Origin of the sequence: Acidithiobacillus sp. M4-SHS-6, from assembly GCF_047421495.1 — a bacterium.
Classification (GTDB): domain Bacteria; phylum Pseudomonadota; class Gammaproteobacteria; order Acidithiobacillales; family Acidithiobacillaceae; genus Acidithiobacillus.
Window position 1 is genome coordinate 215,409 of sequence record NZ_CP175559.1, and the last position, 15,087, is coordinate 230,495.

Annotated in this window: 16 protein-coding genes, 1 tRNA gene and 1 pseudogene; 8 read left to right on the forward strand and 10 right to left on the reverse strand. The window is 58.3% G+C overall.

The features are described from left to right. Positions 1-6 precede the first annotated feature (6 nt). The 7 genes and pseudogenes from waaF to ACJU26_RS01080 form a co-directional block, all read right to left on the reverse strand. Positions 7-1,173 (reverse strand): lipopolysaccharide heptosyltransferase II, encoded by a 1,167-nt coding sequence (gene waaF, locus ACJU26_RS01050; protein WP_414040719.1) that lies wholly within the window; start codon positions 1,171-1,173, stop codon positions 7-9. Positions 1,174-1,175: 2 nt separating this feature from the next. After that, positions 1,176-1,940: an RMD1 family protein gene (locus ACJU26_RS01055; protein ID WP_414040720.1), complete on the reverse strand. Its 765-nt coding sequence runs from the start codon at positions 1,938-1,940 to the stop codon at positions 1,176-1,178. A gap of 5 nt (positions 1,941-1,945) precedes the next feature. Next, positions 1,946-3,331: an FAD-binding oxidoreductase gene (locus ACJU26_RS01060; RefSeq protein ID WP_414040721.1), complete on the reverse strand. Its 1,386-nt coding sequence runs from the start codon at positions 3,329-3,331 to the stop codon at positions 1,946-1,948. Beyond that, positions 3,328-3,882 carry a D-glycero-beta-D-manno-heptose 1-phosphate adenylyltransferase gene (gene rfaE2, locus ACJU26_RS01065; RefSeq protein ID WP_414041903.1) on the reverse strand — a complete coding sequence of 185 codons (555 nt, stop codon included), beginning with the start codon at positions 3,880-3,882 and terminating at the stop codon, positions 3,328-3,330. The genes ACJU26_RS01060 and rfaE2 overlap by 4 nt, the downstream gene beginning before the upstream one ends. Next, positions 3,856-4,422: pseudogene (locus ACJU26_RS01070) on the reverse strand (SIS domain-containing protein); the annotation flags it as partial. The pseudogene ACJU26_RS01070 and the gene rfaE2, both read right to left, overlap by 27 nt. Then, a complete protein-coding gene (locus tag ACJU26_RS01075) occupies positions 4,419-4,784 on the reverse strand; it encodes a YraN family protein (protein ID WP_414040722.1) in 366 nt (121 codons plus the stop codon). The pseudogene ACJU26_RS01070 and the gene ACJU26_RS01075, both read right to left, overlap by 4 nt. 5 nt (positions 4,785-4,789) lie before the next feature. After that, the gene (locus ACJU26_RS01080) at positions 4,790-6,547 is read right to left on the reverse strand and encodes a penicillin-binding protein activator (RefSeq protein WP_414040723.1); all 1,758 of its coding nucleotides are present in this window, start codon (positions 6,545-6,547) and stop codon (positions 4,790-4,792) included. 118 nt (positions 6,548-6,665) lie between these two features. Between ACJU26_RS01080 and rsmI the strand changes: the two genes are divergently transcribed. The 7 genes from rsmI (at position 6,666) to ACJU26_RS01115 (ending at position 11,984) form a co-directional block, all read left to right on the forward strand. Further along, positions 6,666-7,523 (forward strand): 16S rRNA (cytidine(1402)-2'-O)-methyltransferase, encoded by an 858-nt coding sequence (gene rsmI / locus ACJU26_RS01085; protein WP_414040724.1) that lies wholly within the window; start codon positions 6,666-6,668, stop codon positions 7,521-7,523. A gap of 13 nt (positions 7,524-7,536) precedes the next feature. Continuing rightward, a tRNA-Phe gene (locus tag ACJU26_RS01090) sits at positions 7,537-7,612 on the forward strand. Between the two features lie 229 nt (positions 7,613-7,841). Next, the gene (locus tag ACJU26_RS01095) at positions 7,842-8,219 is read left to right on the forward strand and encodes a hypothetical protein (protein ID WP_414040725.1); all 378 of its coding nucleotides are present in this window, start codon (positions 7,842-7,844) and stop codon (positions 8,217-8,219) included. Positions 8,220-8,639: 420 nt separating this feature from the next. Further along, complete coding sequence (gene istA / locus ACJU26_RS01100; RefSeq protein WP_414040726.1) at positions 8,640-10,163, forward strand: IS21 family transposase; 1,524 nt, start codon at positions 8,640-8,642, stop codon at positions 10,161-10,163. An 11-nt stretch (positions 10,164-10,174) separates the two neighbouring features. Then, positions 10,175-10,960 carry an IS21-like element helper ATPase IstB gene (gene istB / locus ACJU26_RS01105; protein WP_414040727.1) on the forward strand — a complete coding sequence of 262 codons (786 nt, stop codon included), beginning with the start codon at positions 10,175-10,177 and terminating at the stop codon, positions 10,958-10,960. Positions 10,961-11,187: 227 nt separating this feature from the next. Then, on the forward strand, positions 11,188-11,412 hold the full coding sequence (locus ACJU26_RS01110) for a hypothetical protein (RefSeq protein WP_414040728.1): 225 nt from the start codon (positions 11,188-11,190) through the stop codon (positions 11,410-11,412). Beyond that, the gene (locus ACJU26_RS01115; protein ID WP_414040729.1) at positions 11,412-11,984 is read left to right on the forward strand and encodes a plasmid pRiA4b ORF-3 family protein; all 573 of its coding nucleotides are present in this window, start codon (positions 11,412-11,414) and stop codon (positions 11,982-11,984) included. Before ACJU26_RS01110 ends, ACJU26_RS01115 begins: the two co-directional genes overlap by 1 nt. A 153-nt stretch (positions 11,985-12,137) precedes the next feature. Here the strand turns inward: ACJU26_RS01115 and ACJU26_RS01120 are convergent, their stop codons facing one another. Beyond that, positions 12,138-12,458, reverse strand: a complete 321-nt coding sequence (locus ACJU26_RS01120) for a type II toxin-antitoxin system RelE/ParE family toxin (RefSeq protein ID WP_414040730.1) — start codon at positions 12,456-12,458, stop codon at positions 12,138-12,140. After that, positions 12,455-12,721: a ribbon-helix-helix domain-containing protein gene (locus tag ACJU26_RS01125; RefSeq protein ID WP_414040731.1), complete on the reverse strand. Its 267-nt coding sequence runs from the start codon at positions 12,719-12,721 to the stop codon at positions 12,455-12,457. The genes ACJU26_RS01120 and ACJU26_RS01125 overlap by 4 nt, the downstream gene beginning before the upstream one ends. A gap of 454 nt (positions 12,722-13,175) precedes the next feature. Between ACJU26_RS01125 and ACJU26_RS01130 the strand changes: the two genes are divergently transcribed. Further along, the gene (locus tag ACJU26_RS01130) at positions 13,176-14,291 is read left to right on the forward strand and encodes a lipoate--protein ligase (RefSeq protein ID WP_414040732.1); all 1,116 of its coding nucleotides are present in this window, start codon (positions 13,176-13,178) and stop codon (positions 14,289-14,291) included. 97 nt (positions 14,292-14,388) lie between these two features. Here the strand turns inward: ACJU26_RS01130 and ACJU26_RS01135 are convergent, their stop codons facing one another. After that, positions 14,389-14,829: a tyrosine-type recombinase/integrase gene (locus ACJU26_RS01135; RefSeq protein ID WP_414040733.1), complete on the reverse strand. Its 441-nt coding sequence runs from the start codon at positions 14,827-14,829 to the stop codon at positions 14,389-14,391. Positions 14,830-15,087 lie beyond the last annotated feature (258 nt).

The following is a 15,087-nucleotide window of genomic DNA, read 5'->3' on the forward strand; positions in this document are numbered from 1 at the left end:
AATGCTTCATGGCATTGCTCCTCCTCTCCTCGCCCCGCTCTGCGGGGCTTTTTTCGCCAGACCATCCAGGCTATTGGGGAGGAGTTGCTGAAGCACCTGTTCAGGGAGTAGGTCTTCCATACAGCGATGATGCTTGAGGGGGCATTCCCTTTTGCCACAGGGGCTGCAGGAAAGCCCGAGGCGCAAGGCCACAGCCCCACGGGATAATGGCGGTGTCATGTCCAGGGGGGTCGAACCATACAGGGCAATGACCCGGCTCCCGACGGCACCGGCAACATGCATCAATCCCGAATCATTGCTCACGGTGATTCTGGCCAGAGAAAGCAGGTCGATGGCTTCGACCAGAGTGGTTTTTCCGCCCAGATCGCTCACTTCTGGCACGGCTGTGGCGATGGCCTGGGTGATTTCTATATCCTTCGGGCTGCCAAATAGCCAGACCGACCATCCTGCCTGAATCAATTGTTGCGCCAGGCGAATCCAGTGACGGACTGGCCAGCGTTTGGCCGGACCATATTCAGCGCCGGGCGCCAGGGCCACCAGGTTGGTATCGGGGCGTACCATACCCAGACGCCGCAGCGTTGCGCTCAGCGCGTGTTGATCCACCATCAGGCGCGGTTCGGGTAATTGGGTAGGTTGGGGTAGGCGCCGGGGCAGACCCAGGGCCACGAAACGATCTACGGTACGTGGCAGCCGTTTTTTATGCAGATGGCGGCGATCATTAATCAGTATTTTCCGGGCCTGACCGCCAAAGCCGGTGCGTACGGGAATCTGGGTCCAGTAGGGAACCAGCGCCGATTTCAGGCTGTTGGGCAAACAGATGGACCAGTCATATTCTTCTTTTTGGAGCTTTGCGGCGATGCTGCGTCGGGCCTTCCAGCCCAGCTTGCCATGGGGAACCTCCAGAGGAATGCAACGCCGCACTTCGGCCATGCGTGAAGCCACAGGCAGGCTGGCTGGTGGGGCGAGGACATCAATGTGCAGTTTGGGCCAGCGGCGGCGCATGACCTGCAGCAAGACCTGGGCCATGACCATGTCTCCCACCCAGGCAGGCCCGATCAGCAACAGGCGGGCGGGCTCATAAGCCCGGGCCAGGCGGGTATTATGGGCGGCAAAAGCTTCATCATCGGCATAGGGAGGTTCGACCTCCGCAAGTAAGGCGACATCCTCACTCACGTTTATTTGCCCAGCAGCATGATCAGGGCTTCCGCTGTAATCAGAATAATGATGATCCATTCCAGAATGGTTTCCCGATGATGGCGACTGGCCACGATCATGATTTCCAGGCCTTCATGAATGGCATCGAGCTTTTCATCCAGCGCCCGAAAGCGGCTGGTGAGTTCCAGATCAGCGGAGAGCTCCTTGGACAACATTTCCAGCCCTGGCGTTTCCCAGACAATATCGGGATTATCCAGCACGGCAAGGCGCGACAGGATTTCCGTGCGGGTTGCCGAGGTGGAGGCCAGAAAGCGCAAGTGGCCGCTGCGCCAACCGGGTAGACGGCCCGTGCGGGTGACTTCCGAGAGCAGATTCAGGGTGGTTTCCAGCAAGGCTTCAACGGCTTCTTCGTGGAGTTCCAGGGCAAGACTCTGGGCCAGGCGCAGGGCTACCAGGAGAATGCGCTCTTCATCCAGATATTTGAGGGTCACCCCATCACGTCCGACGGCATCACGGTCACCGGTCTTGATGTATAATTCATCGACTTTCGGGTTGCTGATGGCGGTAAATTCTGCCTGCACACTGGCGATGATTCTCGCCTGCAAGGCAGGTCTCGCCCCAAAAAAACAGAGCACACCGGAACGGAACATGGCGACCCAGGCATCGCCATCGCGGAGCAGGCGGTGGGCCGGAGTGTCATTCACAATATCCATGTCAAAGGTTTCAGACCAGCTTTTCAGGGCAATATGACGGACGGGTTGAATCGCGTGAAGAATGCCACCCATGCCATTTATCCTTCCGGAAGCAGTTTGCCCGGATTCAGGATATTCTCCGGGTCGAAGAGTTTTTTGATGGCGCGTTGAATGGCCAGGTTTTCCGGGCTGAGTTCCAGGGGCAGAAAATCCCGCTTGCTGGTGCCGATGCCGTGTTCACCCGAGAGGGTGCCGCCCAGTCTGAGTACGGTCTGGAAAAGTTTTTGCAGACCTTGCTGCGCATGGCGCATTTCCTCGCGCTTATTGGGATGAACGAGGAAATTGACATGCAGGTTACCATTTCCCGCATGCCCAAAGCTGACAATATGCAGGGAATTTTCCTGGGCAATGCCTTCGATGGCTTCCAGCAGCTCGCGCAGACGACTGACGGGAACCACCACGTCTTCATTGATTTTCAGGGGGGCCATGGCCTTGGTGGCCGGAGACAGGGATTTGCGGGCGGCCCAGAGTGCCGCCGTGGCTGTGGCATCCGTGGCTTCCAGGGTTTCCAGATGGCCCTCACCGGCCAGTGCTTGTTGCATGGCGAGCAATTGGGCGGGAATGGTTTCGCTGTCGCCATCCACTTCGACCATCAACAACGCCTGACTGGCAGCCGGCAGGTCCGTCGCCGCGCCCATGCTGCGGACCGCTGCCAGGGCGTGAGGATCCATCAACTCCAGGGCACTGGGAGTATGCCGCTGGGTCATGATCCGTTGCACCGCCGCGCAGGCGCTGGCGGTGCTCGTATAGGCGGCGCGCAGAGTGGCTTTGGCCATGGGCTGGGGCAGCAGGCGCAGGGTCACTTCGGTAATCAGTGCCAGAGTGCCTTCACTGCCCACCAGCAAACGGGTCAGGTCATAGCCTACCACCCCTTTGCTGGTGCGGACGCCGCAGCAGAGGGTTTCGCCGCAGCCGGTGACGGCGCGCAAGCCCAGCACATAATCCCGGGTAACCCCGTACTTGACCGCATGGGGCCCTCCGGCATTCATGGCGAGATTGCCGCCAATCCGGCAGTAGGGGCTGCTGCCGGGATCAGGCGGATAAAAAAGCCCGTCCCGGGCCACCTGGGCATTGATTTCCGCGGTGATGAAGCCTGCTTCCACGGTAATGGTCCGGTCCATGGGGCTGTAGTCGCAGACTTTTTGCATGCATTCAAAGCTGATGACCGCGCTGCCAGGTACGGGCTGGGCACCCCCGACATTGCCCGATCCTGCACCTCGGGGGATCAGGGGTAAATGATGACGGCGGGCGATGTTGACGATGGCCTGTACTTCCTCATGACTGCGGGGAAACAGGACCAGGTCCGGCATGCAGCTTCCTGGTGTGTCATCGCGACTGTAAATCAAGAGGGTGTCCAGATCATCACGGACCCGCTCACTGTCGAGGGCGGCCCGCAAAGCCGGAAGGATGACGTCGATGCTCATGACCGCGACCTCCGGATTTTTTCCAGTAAGGCGCTGGTGCTGCGCTGGTGGCGAAAAGGAATGCTGAGTACCCGTCCGCCTCGGGCTTGCACTATGCTGGCCCCGACGATGCGTTCTACCGGCCAGTCGCCGCCTTTGATCAGTACATCGGGTTGCAGTTTTTGGATCAGTTGCAAGGGGGTGTCTTCGTCAAATATGGTCACGCAATCAACGGATTGCAGGGCGGCAAGAACGGCCATGCGATCGTCTTCCGGATTGATGGGACGGTCTGCACCCTTACCCAGCCGCCGCACGGAGGCGTCACTGTTGACCGCAACCACCAGGCAGGCCCCCTCGGCGCGAGCTTCGGCGAGATATTGGACGTGACCACGATGCAGGACATCGAAAACGCCGTTGGTGAAAACCAGGGGACGGCGATAGTCACAAGCCTGCTGGAGGGAATCCCAATCGCGCAGGATCTGCCCGGAAAAAGAGGATCTTGCCGGCGGATTGGGTGACGGAGTGTGCGTTTCGCCAAAGGTAGCATCAACCTCGGCACAAAGGGCGTGGATGAGCACCAGATGGACTTCCTGGATGCGGGCGGTACTGCTGTCGGGGACCCGCAGTTCAATGTCTGCCGAACCCAGAAGCCCAGCTATTTGTCCGCCATCCTTGCCAGTCATGGCCAGAATCCACATACCCTGGGCCTGGGCGGAGCGGATGGCCTGCAAGACATTTTCGGAGTTACCGGAAGTGCTGAAGGCCACCAGGCAGTCGCCGGGTCTGCCCAAGGCTTCCACCTGACGGGCGAAAACCTGGGCGTAGGAGGCGTCATTGGCAATGGCCGTCAGGACGCTGCTATCAGTACTGAGGGCGATGGCAGGCAGCGCCAGCCGGTTGCTCTCAAAGCGATTGACCAGTTCGGAGGCCAGATGCTGGGCGTCGCCCGAGGAACCCCCGTTCCCGCAGCTTAACACTTTTCCACCAGCCAGGAGGGTAGCAATCAGGCGGGTGCTGGCCGAGGCAAAGGGGGCAGCGAGAAGCTCTGCCGAGTGTTCCTTGCTGTGGATGCTGGCGCGCAAGGCCTTATCCAAGGGGTTATTCCTGATCATGGGCTGGGTACTCTGAAAGCATCGCGAATCCACTCCGGCGCTGCGTCGCCGTCAATGGCAATGACATCAAAGCGGCAAGGACGCAGACCATGCCGGGGATTGCGCAGCAAAAAAACTTCGGCCGCACGAATCAGACGCTGCTGCTTGCGCCGATTGACGCTGTCTGCGGCGCCGCCCTGCCGGTTGTGGGTCCGCTGGCGGACTTCCACAAACACCAGTGCCTCCTGATCCAGGACGATCAGGTCGATTTCCCCGGAGCGACAACGAAAATTGCGCCACAACAGTGTCAAACCCGCTTTCAGTAACAGGGCCAAGGCGCGATCTTCGCCTTGCTGACCGAATTGCTGGCGCGGCGAAGGCATGGTGTTCAGGATCCTGTTTTGGGAATCCCCGATAGGGGAACTATGGCACCATTTTCTATTTTCATCCAATCCATATCCCGCACAATGCGCCCTTCCTTGCCAAAATGCAGGGTGCCAGTGGCTCCCTCGATCGGTTGGCTGAATTTTTTGGCAAGGATCCTTTCGGCAAGCTGGTAGGCATCCAGACCAAAAGCGGCCATCCGCCATTGAGCAGCGCTGGCATCAGGCAGGGTGCTGTGGAGCAGGGCAGCGGCCTGGGGCTTGGTAGTGGCGGGCTGGATAATCCAGGGCATATCAACAGATGCCACGCCTGCAAGGCTTCCTGCATCGGCGGGGAGTGTCGCTCCATGCAACAGTGCCGGACTGAAAATCGGGATGTTGCTGTTGACGGCGCGGATGGCGGTTACTGCCGCACTGGCGTTTTGGGTATTGGCGACCAGAAATACAAAGGCGTGGGAGTCGCTGTTGCCGCTCAACAGTTGCTGGACCTGGCCGTTGAGGGAATGGCCAGGTAAATAGGTGGCGACACCAGCCACCGTCCCCCCCATTTTTTTCCAGGTCTGGATGAAATCGGCCTGAATGCTCGCGCCACTGGAATCTTGTGGATAAAGCACATAGACCTGTCGGTATCCTGCCCCATAGCCCTGTTCGGCAATCTGCCGGGCGGCCACATCCCGACCTAGACTGAAAACATACAGTCCCGGCTGTCGTACCCCGGCATCAGAACCCAGGGCAATCACCGGAGGATCTGAAGGTTTGCGGACCCCCACCACGGCATTGATGTCTTGCGGCAACCAGGGGCCAACAAATATCTGACAGCCTTCCTTCACCCCGCGTTCAAAGAGCACGGCCGTAAAACTCGGGTTGCCGGTGCTTTGCAGGAGTTTGACGGCTGGACCGGCCTTGAGTTGCGCGGCTGTTTCCATACCGGCACTGATGGCCTGGGAAAGTTCCGCATAGGGTCCAGTGGTGGGCAGGAGTGCACAGATGTCTCCGCTCGGCTGATTGCTGGTATCAGCCACGTTGAGTTCGTCATGACTGGAGAAATTGATGGGCGGGTGCCCGGGATGGGCGGCCATCCAGGCATCGATAGCGGCTTTGCGTTGCTCCGGATCAGGGTTGTGACGGCTGATCAGGGCGATGGCCAGCCACTCCTGAACCAGTGGGTTACCACTGCGTCCCTGCCAGTTTTGAATGCGTGCCGATGATACGGAATCGAGCAGGGCGTGAATGCGCTGGTGATTTTTGGAGATGGCTGGGCCGCTGAGCAAGCTGTCTCTTTCTATCAAAAAGTTCAGGGCGGTCAGTTCATGGCCTTCCTGGGTGTACAGGGTGGCCAGCGTCCCCATGGCTTCAGCGCGGACATTCTGGGGAGTGCTGGCGATGCTCAGGAGTTCTTCCAGGTTGCCTTTGGCCCGGGGTGTCTGTCCCTGGTCCATCAATCCCTGGGCACGTATCCACAGGGCTTCACCGCGCAAGGTATTATCCCCCTGTTGCAGGCGGAGCACTTCATTGGCGAGGAGCACTGCAACCTGGGGCTTGTTTCCCTGCAGGGAAGCTTCTGCGGCCTTGAGGAGATAGTGCAACTGGGCTTGACCCTGAACAGCTGCCGCCGCCTTGATATAGTCTTTGGCGGCTTCCAGGTCGTGACCTTCTGCAAGCAGGATGTCGCCCTGGTGGGCATTGGCGACTTCAGGAGGATTTGTTGCAGTAACTGACGGAGCCGGGGCCGGACTGAGCACGGGCGTCGTCTTGTGTGGCATACTCGCGCAGGCGCTCAAAGCAGCGGCGAGCGTGAGTGTCGCAGTCAGGCGCGATAAATGGAATGGGCGATCAGGCAGTTTCATGAGCAGAGTGTATGGAGAATAGGGCGATGGTTCAATGACTGAAATACGTTCGGGACGGCTGACGATTATCGCAACACCCATCGGTAATCTGGAAGATCTTTCGCCCCGGGCCGGGCAGGCTATTGCCGAGGCTGAACTGATTCTGGTGGAAGACCGGCGCCATGCCCAGCGTTTGTTCCAGCATCTCGGCGTGCAGCCCAAAACCATGGCCCTGCACGAGCACAACGAGCGGTCTTTGGCACCGCAACTGGCCCAGCGTATTGCCGAGGGTGGGCGCCTGGCCTTGCTCTCGGATGCCGGGATGCCGCTGATTTCCGATCCGGGTTTTCCGTTGCTGGCCCTGCTGCGCGAACAGCAGTTGCCGGTCACGGTCATTCCTGGTCCCAATGCCGCCGTGGCGGCCTTGTCCCTGTCCGGGTTGCCCAGTGATCGCTTCGTTTTTGAGGGATTTTTGCCCGCCAAGGCAGGGGCGCGGCGGGCGCGTCTGAGTGTGCTGAGCAATGAATCCCGCACCCTGATTTTTTATGAAGCACCCCACCGTATAGTCGCAACGCTCACGGACATGGCAGAAGTGTGTGGTGCCGAGCGACCGGCAGCGCTGTGTCGGGAACTGACCAAAATCCATGAGGAATGCCTGCGGGATTCTCTGGGCGGGATTCTGGAGCAATTGTCCCGGCATCCCGATAAGGTAAGGGGAGAAATGACTCTGGTGCTGGGTGGGGCACCTGAACGGAACCCTGGGGAGACGGAAGCCGATCGCTGGTTAACCCCGCTCCTGGAAGAATTGCCCCTGACTCAGGCGGTGCGGATAGCTGAAGCCCAGAGCGGGTTGGCCCATCGCATTGTATATCGTCGCGCCCTGGCCTTGACTTCCGGACGGGACCCCGTTTAAATACGCGCTCTTGGCCCAGGTAGCTCAGTCGGTAGAGCAGAGGACTGAAAATCCTCGTGTCGGTGGTTCGATTCCGCCCCTGGGCACCATATAAAACAATGGGTTGTAATTATATTATTGACAATCTTCTGCTCCTCAGGATGATGAAGCTTTCCAGACGGTGTTGGAAATAATGCGTGCCGAGGGGCTGAGCGCAAGGCCCTTTCTCAGACCCTGAAGAAACTCGGCGTCATACCGCCTCGCGGCAAAATCCACTGGGTTCAGCGGCCACAATCGATTAACCGTTTAAGAGATACCACCCCCCTGCAGTTGTGGGCGTTGAACACGCCCAGTGCCATTGACCCCTATCCCTGGAACTATGGCCCTGTAACGACGCCGACCATGTACCTGCTGGTGGGGCGATTGGAGTTTCCAGAGCAAAGCGATTTGCACTGGCCCGATGTGGAATGGCTGATCCAGGCTCAATCCGAAGCGTTGGGCTGGCCGGTAGAAGCGCTCGACGCTTGCGCGCCGTTGTCATTCCTTCTGGAAAAAGTCACGGATGAACCGGAATTCATGGAAGACCATTTGCTGGATATCACTTTCTCGTTCGTCGCAGCAGCCAAAAAACACCTTGCGGAAGAGCATCTTTCCGCAGAAGGCTGCACTGTTTTTCTGGATGAAGGATCCGACAACCGCATAGAAGTGGCCCTTTAGCCCCGGCACCAAAGCAAAACCTTGCTCTGTAGCATAGATTACGTGTCCGCCCAGTTAAATCGCGCCGAGGTCATAGAAAAACTCATACAGGTGTAGACCAACGATGGATTTTCTGTGGAAGAAGGAAGGTCTATGGCAACGCACCCGACCCTGCTGCATTAGACAAAGTGGTAGGCAAGATGGATTCAGGTTTCCCTGTTCGGATGAATCATTTTGGCGCGCATTCAAATGGAATGGTGACTGCGGCCTTTAATGATGTCACGGGTCGGCAATATGGCGCCATTCCAGGGTCGGCATAAAGGCGCCACTTCAGGGTCACCGTAATGGTGCCACCAGAGGGACCTTCGGGGTCTCGAACTTCTATGGGATCGGTTACCTTCCTCGCTTTTGGAGGGAACCATGAGCAACAGGAGATTCGAGATGTTTACGATTCGTCAGATTTTGGTGCGGATGCGCCAAGGCGACACCGACCGTAGTATCGCTCGCGCTGGACTTATGGGCCGCAAGAAGCTCGGGCTCTTGCGGCGCCAGGTTGCACAAAGGGGCTGGTTGGACCCGCAGCAGCCGTTACCCGATGATGGGGAGATGGCCGCAGCGCTCCAGCGGCGGCCGGAGGGCCAGCCGACGCAGTGCGTCTCCAGTCTCAAGGAGCATGAGGAACGCATCGCCGCATGGGTAGCCCAGGGTATCCAGGGGACCACCATCCATGCAGCCCTGGTCCGGCAGTACGGTTTCAGTGGCAGCTATTCCTCCGTCAAGCGGTTGATTCGTCAGGTGCGTGCCGCCGAAGCGCCGCGTGTCACCTCCCGGTTGACCTTCGCGCCAGGAGAAGCTGCCCAGGTGGATTTCGGTGCGGGGCCGCTGTTGGCCGACCCCAGAACCGGAGAGCTGCGCAAGACCTGGTTCTTCGTCATGACCCTGTGCTGGTCGCGGCATCAATATGCCGAGTTCGTCTGGGACCAGAAGGTGATGACCTGGCTGGCCTGTCACCGGCATGCCTTTGCCTGGTTCGGCGGCGTCCCCGAGCGGGTGATCATCGATAACGCCAAATGCGCCATCACCAAGGCTTGCATCAACGACCCGCAGGTGCAGCGGGCCTATGGCGAGTACGCTGAGGAATGGGCATTCCGGGTGGACCCCTGTCCCCCGCATGATCCGCAGAAGAAGGGCATCGTGGAGTCGGGGGTGAAATATCTCAAGCGCTCCTTTCTACCCTTGCGCGAATTCCGTCACCGTGACGATGCCCAGCAGCAACTGCAGGCGTGGGTACTTGGTGAAGCCGGCAACCGCATCCATGGGACGACCCGGCAAGCTCCCCTCAACCGCTTCGCCGAGGTCGAGAAAGCCTTGCTGCAGCCCTTACCGGAACATCCGCCGGAGATCTCCGAGTGGGCCCGGCCCAAGGTCCATCGGGATGGGCATGTCCAGTATGGACGCTGTTACTATTCCGTCCCTTTCCGTTTTGTTGACCAGCGGCTCTGGCTGCGAGCGACCCCTACCACCGTCCGGATTTACCAGGAACAGGAACGGGTCGCCACCCATCCCCGGCTCTTTCAGCCGGGCAGCTTTGCAACGGTCAAAGACCATCTGCCGCCCGAAGCCCAGGCCTGGCAAACCCAGGATATTCAGTGGTGCCGGCACAAGGCCGAAGATATCGGCCCACATTGCCATACGGTGGTCCACCAGCTCTTCGCCGACCGCCAACTGGTCTATTTACGCAGCGTGCAAAACCTCTTGCGGCTGGGCGGGAAGTACAGCCCCCAGCGCCTGGAGAACGCCTGTGCGCGGGCGCTGTATTACGGGAACGCCCGCTATAAAAGCATCGCCGAGATTCTGAAGAAAGGCCTGGATCAGGAGCCACTCCCCCTGGTCGATACCTCCGACAACAGCACCTATACGCGCGGTGGCCGTTTCCTGCGCGACAGCAAACACCTTTTCCATTGAGAGGCATCCCCATGCACACCCATGAATTACATTCCGCGCTGAAATCCTTGCGCCTGTCCGGCGTGCTGGAAACTCTGGAGGCCCGCAATCGCCAGGCCATCGACGGGCAACTCGCCTACACCGAATTCCTCGCCCTCCTGCTCCAGGACGAGATTGCCCGTCGGGACCAGAAGAAATTCGATACGCTCCTGCGTCAGGCCCGCTTTCGCAATCACAAGACCCTGGAGGATTTTGCCTTTGACCGCTTACCGACCCTCAACCGCAGTCTGGTGCACGATCTCGCTACAGGCCGCTATCTCCAGGAGAAAGCGTCCGTCCTCATCGTAGGACCCTGCGGCACGGGCAAGAGCCATCTCGCGCAAGCCCTGGGCCACTACGCCGTCCGTCAGGGAACCGATGTGCGTTTCCTCACCCAAAGTGAGCTCGTCGGCGGTCTGCATGCGGCCCGGGCCACCGGCACCCGGGACAAGGTCTTCCGGCAATGGGCCAAGGTGTCCCTCCTGATCATCGACGACTTTGGGCTCAAACCGTTACGGCCCCCTCACGACGAGGACTTTCACGACCTCATCGCCGAGCGCTACGAACAGGCTACGACCATGGTCACCAGCAATCTGGATTTCAGCGAGTGGGGAGACGTCTTCCCGGCCAACCGACTGTTGGGTGTGGCCACCCTGGACCGCCTCCGTCACGGGGCCTACCGACTCATCCTCGAAGGCGAGAGTTACCGCACCCCCAGACCCCTGCCGGAGTCCCCCAAAAAGGCGGTTGCCAAACACCCGAAAATCGACCAATCTTGACCCTGTTCGAGACCCCGATTTTGCCACTTTGAAATGGCGCCATTATGCCGACCTTCGGTGGCGCCATATTGCCGGACCGTGACAAATGATGTTGAAATGCTCGCGGAACTACTGATAGGCGGGTCAAGGCGCTGATGAAACAAGCCAAAGACGCAGGGCTGACGGAAATACACTGCATCGTATGCGATGCAGAGCAACAAGCCTGCAAAGTGGCAGCGGGCTAAGCCATGATCTCTTCCACCAGCAGCAATGTCGCCTCCCCCCAAGCCTTGGCCGTCACGGAACTCGCACAGGAATATGGGGTACGGTGTATACCGTGGAAGCAATTGGATCAGTCGCGCGGAGATGTCATGGAACGCCTATTTGACCTGCTCAGGGATGCGGGCGTCATGGGTATCATGTTTTATGACGACGACGCCACAGAGATCCCTTTTGTAGAGGTACGTCATTAATGAAAATGTTCACCTTGCGGATCGAATTAGAGGGCGTGGAGCCGCCCATTTGGCGGCGGATTCAGATTGATGCCGGACAAAGTCTATGGGAACTGCATCAGGTCATCCAGGTGGCGATGGGCTGGACGAACAGCCATATGCATGAATTTGTCATCAAAAAAGTGCGCTATCGTGAAACCACCGAAGAATCGGACGCCGAGAATGCCTTTTGGGGTGTCGAGGTCCGGGAAGAATCGGAGGTGACGCTGATGCAGGTCATCCATAGTCGGAGCAGGTTTTTATATGTGTACGATTTTGGTGATGACTGGCGGCATGTCATCAAGGTGGAAAAAACCGAAGAAGTCCCTGCGCCTCGACATGCCTGGGCATCCATCGTGGATGGGGGCCGAAATTGCCCACCTGAAGACGTGGGTGGCGTTTGGGGTTATCTGGAGTTGCTGGAAATTCAAAAAAGAGGCGCTCAAAACAGCGATGAAGCACTTTTCCTGGACATGCTACCCGAAGGATTTGATCCGGAGGTGTTTGATCTGGAAGAGACGCGGGCCATCATGGAGGAGTCTTTTGGGGAGTAACCACCCTGCGGAAAGGACTGAAATCTGACATATCGACGATCGCTTTCTGTCTGTGTTTGCCAGGTCCTGATCTGTGAGAGTAGCGGATGGGGGACGAAAGTTGCCACAGGGGCTCGTAGAGCAATGGAACAACCATAATATGTTCTGCCAGAGTCAGGGATTTTCTATATCGTCTTGCAGTATTATTTCGTAGTTCTGGCCACCGTAAAAAATGCCGATGATGGAAACCTGGTCATCGGCTACGGTAAAGGCGATGACCGTGCGCTTACGATAGTGGGTGATGCGCAGCCCCGGACGTACATCGTCGCGCAGGGTGCCGCGCAACGGGAATGAGCCGAGGCTTTCGCAGTAGGAGACGATAGACTCGGTGTAACGATAAGCCCGTGCCGGTGAAACTTCCGTCGCCAGATAGTGATACAGCTCGGCCAGCTGTTCCTCGGCTTCGGGAGAGAACACGACCGGATAATGGATCATGCTTTTGCGTGCTCTGCGGCCAGGCGAGCTCTGACCTGATCGGGGGTGAGTGCGCGGGAAGGATCGGCTTTGAGGGCGTCATAGGCGGGCCCGACCTGTTGGTAAAGCCAGGACTCGACAGCGCGATCCCGTGCGAGTAATGCCCGCAGGCCGTCGCGGATGACTTCGCTTTCGCTGGCGTACTCTCCGGTTCTGACCTTGGCCTTTACCACATCCGCCATTTCGTTGGGTAGGGTGATGCTCAGTTGTTGCGTGCTGCGCATAGCAGTTCTCCTGTCAAATCAGTAGGATTTAATCCTATCAAAATGAGCGGAGAAATCCAGCGATAGCCACTGTTAGCCCGATCCGCAAATGGGTGATCGGTTTGGACGTGCATCAGAACAAGATCTGCGCGTGCGCCATCGTCGAGCAGGCGGGCGGCAGTATCGGGGTGGAGCATCGCGAATTCGGTGGCTTCAAGCGCGACCGCCGGGCGTTGGCAATAAAGGCTATGCCCATGGTAAGCAAGGTGTTTCTCCCAACGCTTTTTTATGGGTGTAGCTGTGGCGCCAGCGGTAGGGGGCTTCTGCTGTTAAACAGGTTGTCAGCTTGCAGAGAAGGAGAGAGCGAAGCAAAGATAGGTAGTCCTCCGTCATATCCTGCGACGTACTGCATCTGCCGGAACAAGAGCGTGTACAATCAAACTCCCGTTAGAAAATGCCAGAGGTATTTGCACTGATGCCCCATGTGGATGATCTCTTGTCAGCCGTTTTGCCCCCGATTCGCGTCCTCGACTTTGGCCGGCAAGCAGCGCTTCGTTCCCAGGCTGTCTATCATGGGGTGGCAGAGGCCATGTCAGCAGATGGCAGCCCGGTGCTGTGTCTGGTGACGCCGCAGCATCCTTATGTCTGTATTGGGGCGCACCAGGCGGTGGAGCAGGAAGTCGATGAGGCTTACTGCGCTGCGCAAGGTCTGCCCGTGATCCGCCGGCATGTTGGCGGTGGTGCGGTGTACCTGGATGAAAACCAGCTCTTTTTCCACTTTGTGTATCCGGAACAACCGGGCATGTTGCCGGTCAGCCGCCTATATACGAAATTCATCGAACCGGTGCTGCGCACCTATCGGCGCTTCGGTGTGGAGGCGACCATGCGGCCCATCAACGACATTCACGTCCATGGCCGCAAGATCGGCGGTACGGGTGCCGCGACCATCGGTGAGGCCATGGTGATGGTGGGCAGCTTCCTTTTTGACTTCGATGCGGAACATATGAGTCATTGTCTGCAGGTATCTTCGGAGAAATTCCGTGACAAGCTGTACAACAATCTCCGTGACTACATTACTTCGTTCCGGCGCGAACTCGGTGATGCCGCGCCCGAACAGTCGGCCGTCAAGGCGGTTTTTCTGGAAGAAGTGGCGGCGACCCTGGATGTGCAGCCTTTGCGGGATGAACCTACGGCTAGGGAATGGGCGGCCATTGCCGAATGGGAGGATCGCCTGAACGACCCCGAATGGACCTATCGCCAGGGGCGGCGCTTTCGTGCCGGGCAGGTCAAGATTGCTGCAGGCACGCACCTGACGGAATCTTCACACAAGGCGCCCGGCGGGCTCATCCGTGTCCGCATGCTGGTCCGCGATGACTGCATTGCCGACCTGGAGCTGAGTGGTGACTTCACCTGCCTGCCCGAAAGTGGCGTAGAGAATCTGGCAAAAGGCCTGCTGGGCGCTTCGCTCGACCCGGCGTCTCTCCAAGACCATCTGAGTGCCGTACTCAAGGATTTGCAGCTCGATATGCCCGGGGTAACGCTGGAAGATTTATGGACGGTACTCCGGTGTGCTGCCGAGCCGCCAGCATGATTGCGGGTGGTATGGTTTTCCTGCTGAGGAAATAGACAGTTTCTTCTGTCTGCGGATATCTCGATGTTCATTCATCACGCTGCGATCCTTGATGGTGCTATATTCTCAGTAGTCGAGGAGCTTGAGGGGGCCATTTCCAGTACAGTAGCGGTACACCACCGCCGCCAGCGGGAAACTTGTCAACCCAACGAAAACCAAACAGGAATAGAAGGTTACGGCAACGAGCGGTGACACCCTTTAACAGGGAATCGATCTTGGCGGAATCCCCAGCCAGGTGTTCGGGCGCCAGATGCGCATAGCGCCGGACCATTTCTATCGATTCCCATCCGCCCATTTCCTGGAGCCTTTCCAGCGGTGTGCCCGCCTGCACATGCCAGGAAGCCCAGGTATGCCGGAGGTCATGCCAGCGAAAATTACGAATGTTCGCTTTCTCCAGAGCCTTGGTCCAGGCACGGGTGTTGGTCTGCCGCACGGGCTTTCTCCGATAGGTAAATACCCGCTCGGGATGTTTGCCGGTTTGCCGCAGCACGATGACCATGGCCGTAGCGTTCAGGTTGACCCAGAGGCTTTGCGGCTTTAGGCCTGATCCGGGTGAATCCAGAACGACACAACGGCGACAACACAAACATCGCTAAATCATGGAGATGAAGTGAATCAACGAAGTAACGTAGCCAAATAGCTACAGCAGAGATGATCCGAGCAGGTTTTTTTCTAGCCGAAAGTCTTTTAAACAGTCAGAAGCCTTACCGGGAATGTTTTTTGCAGATGCTATCTGGCTTTGAATTTCCTATGGAGC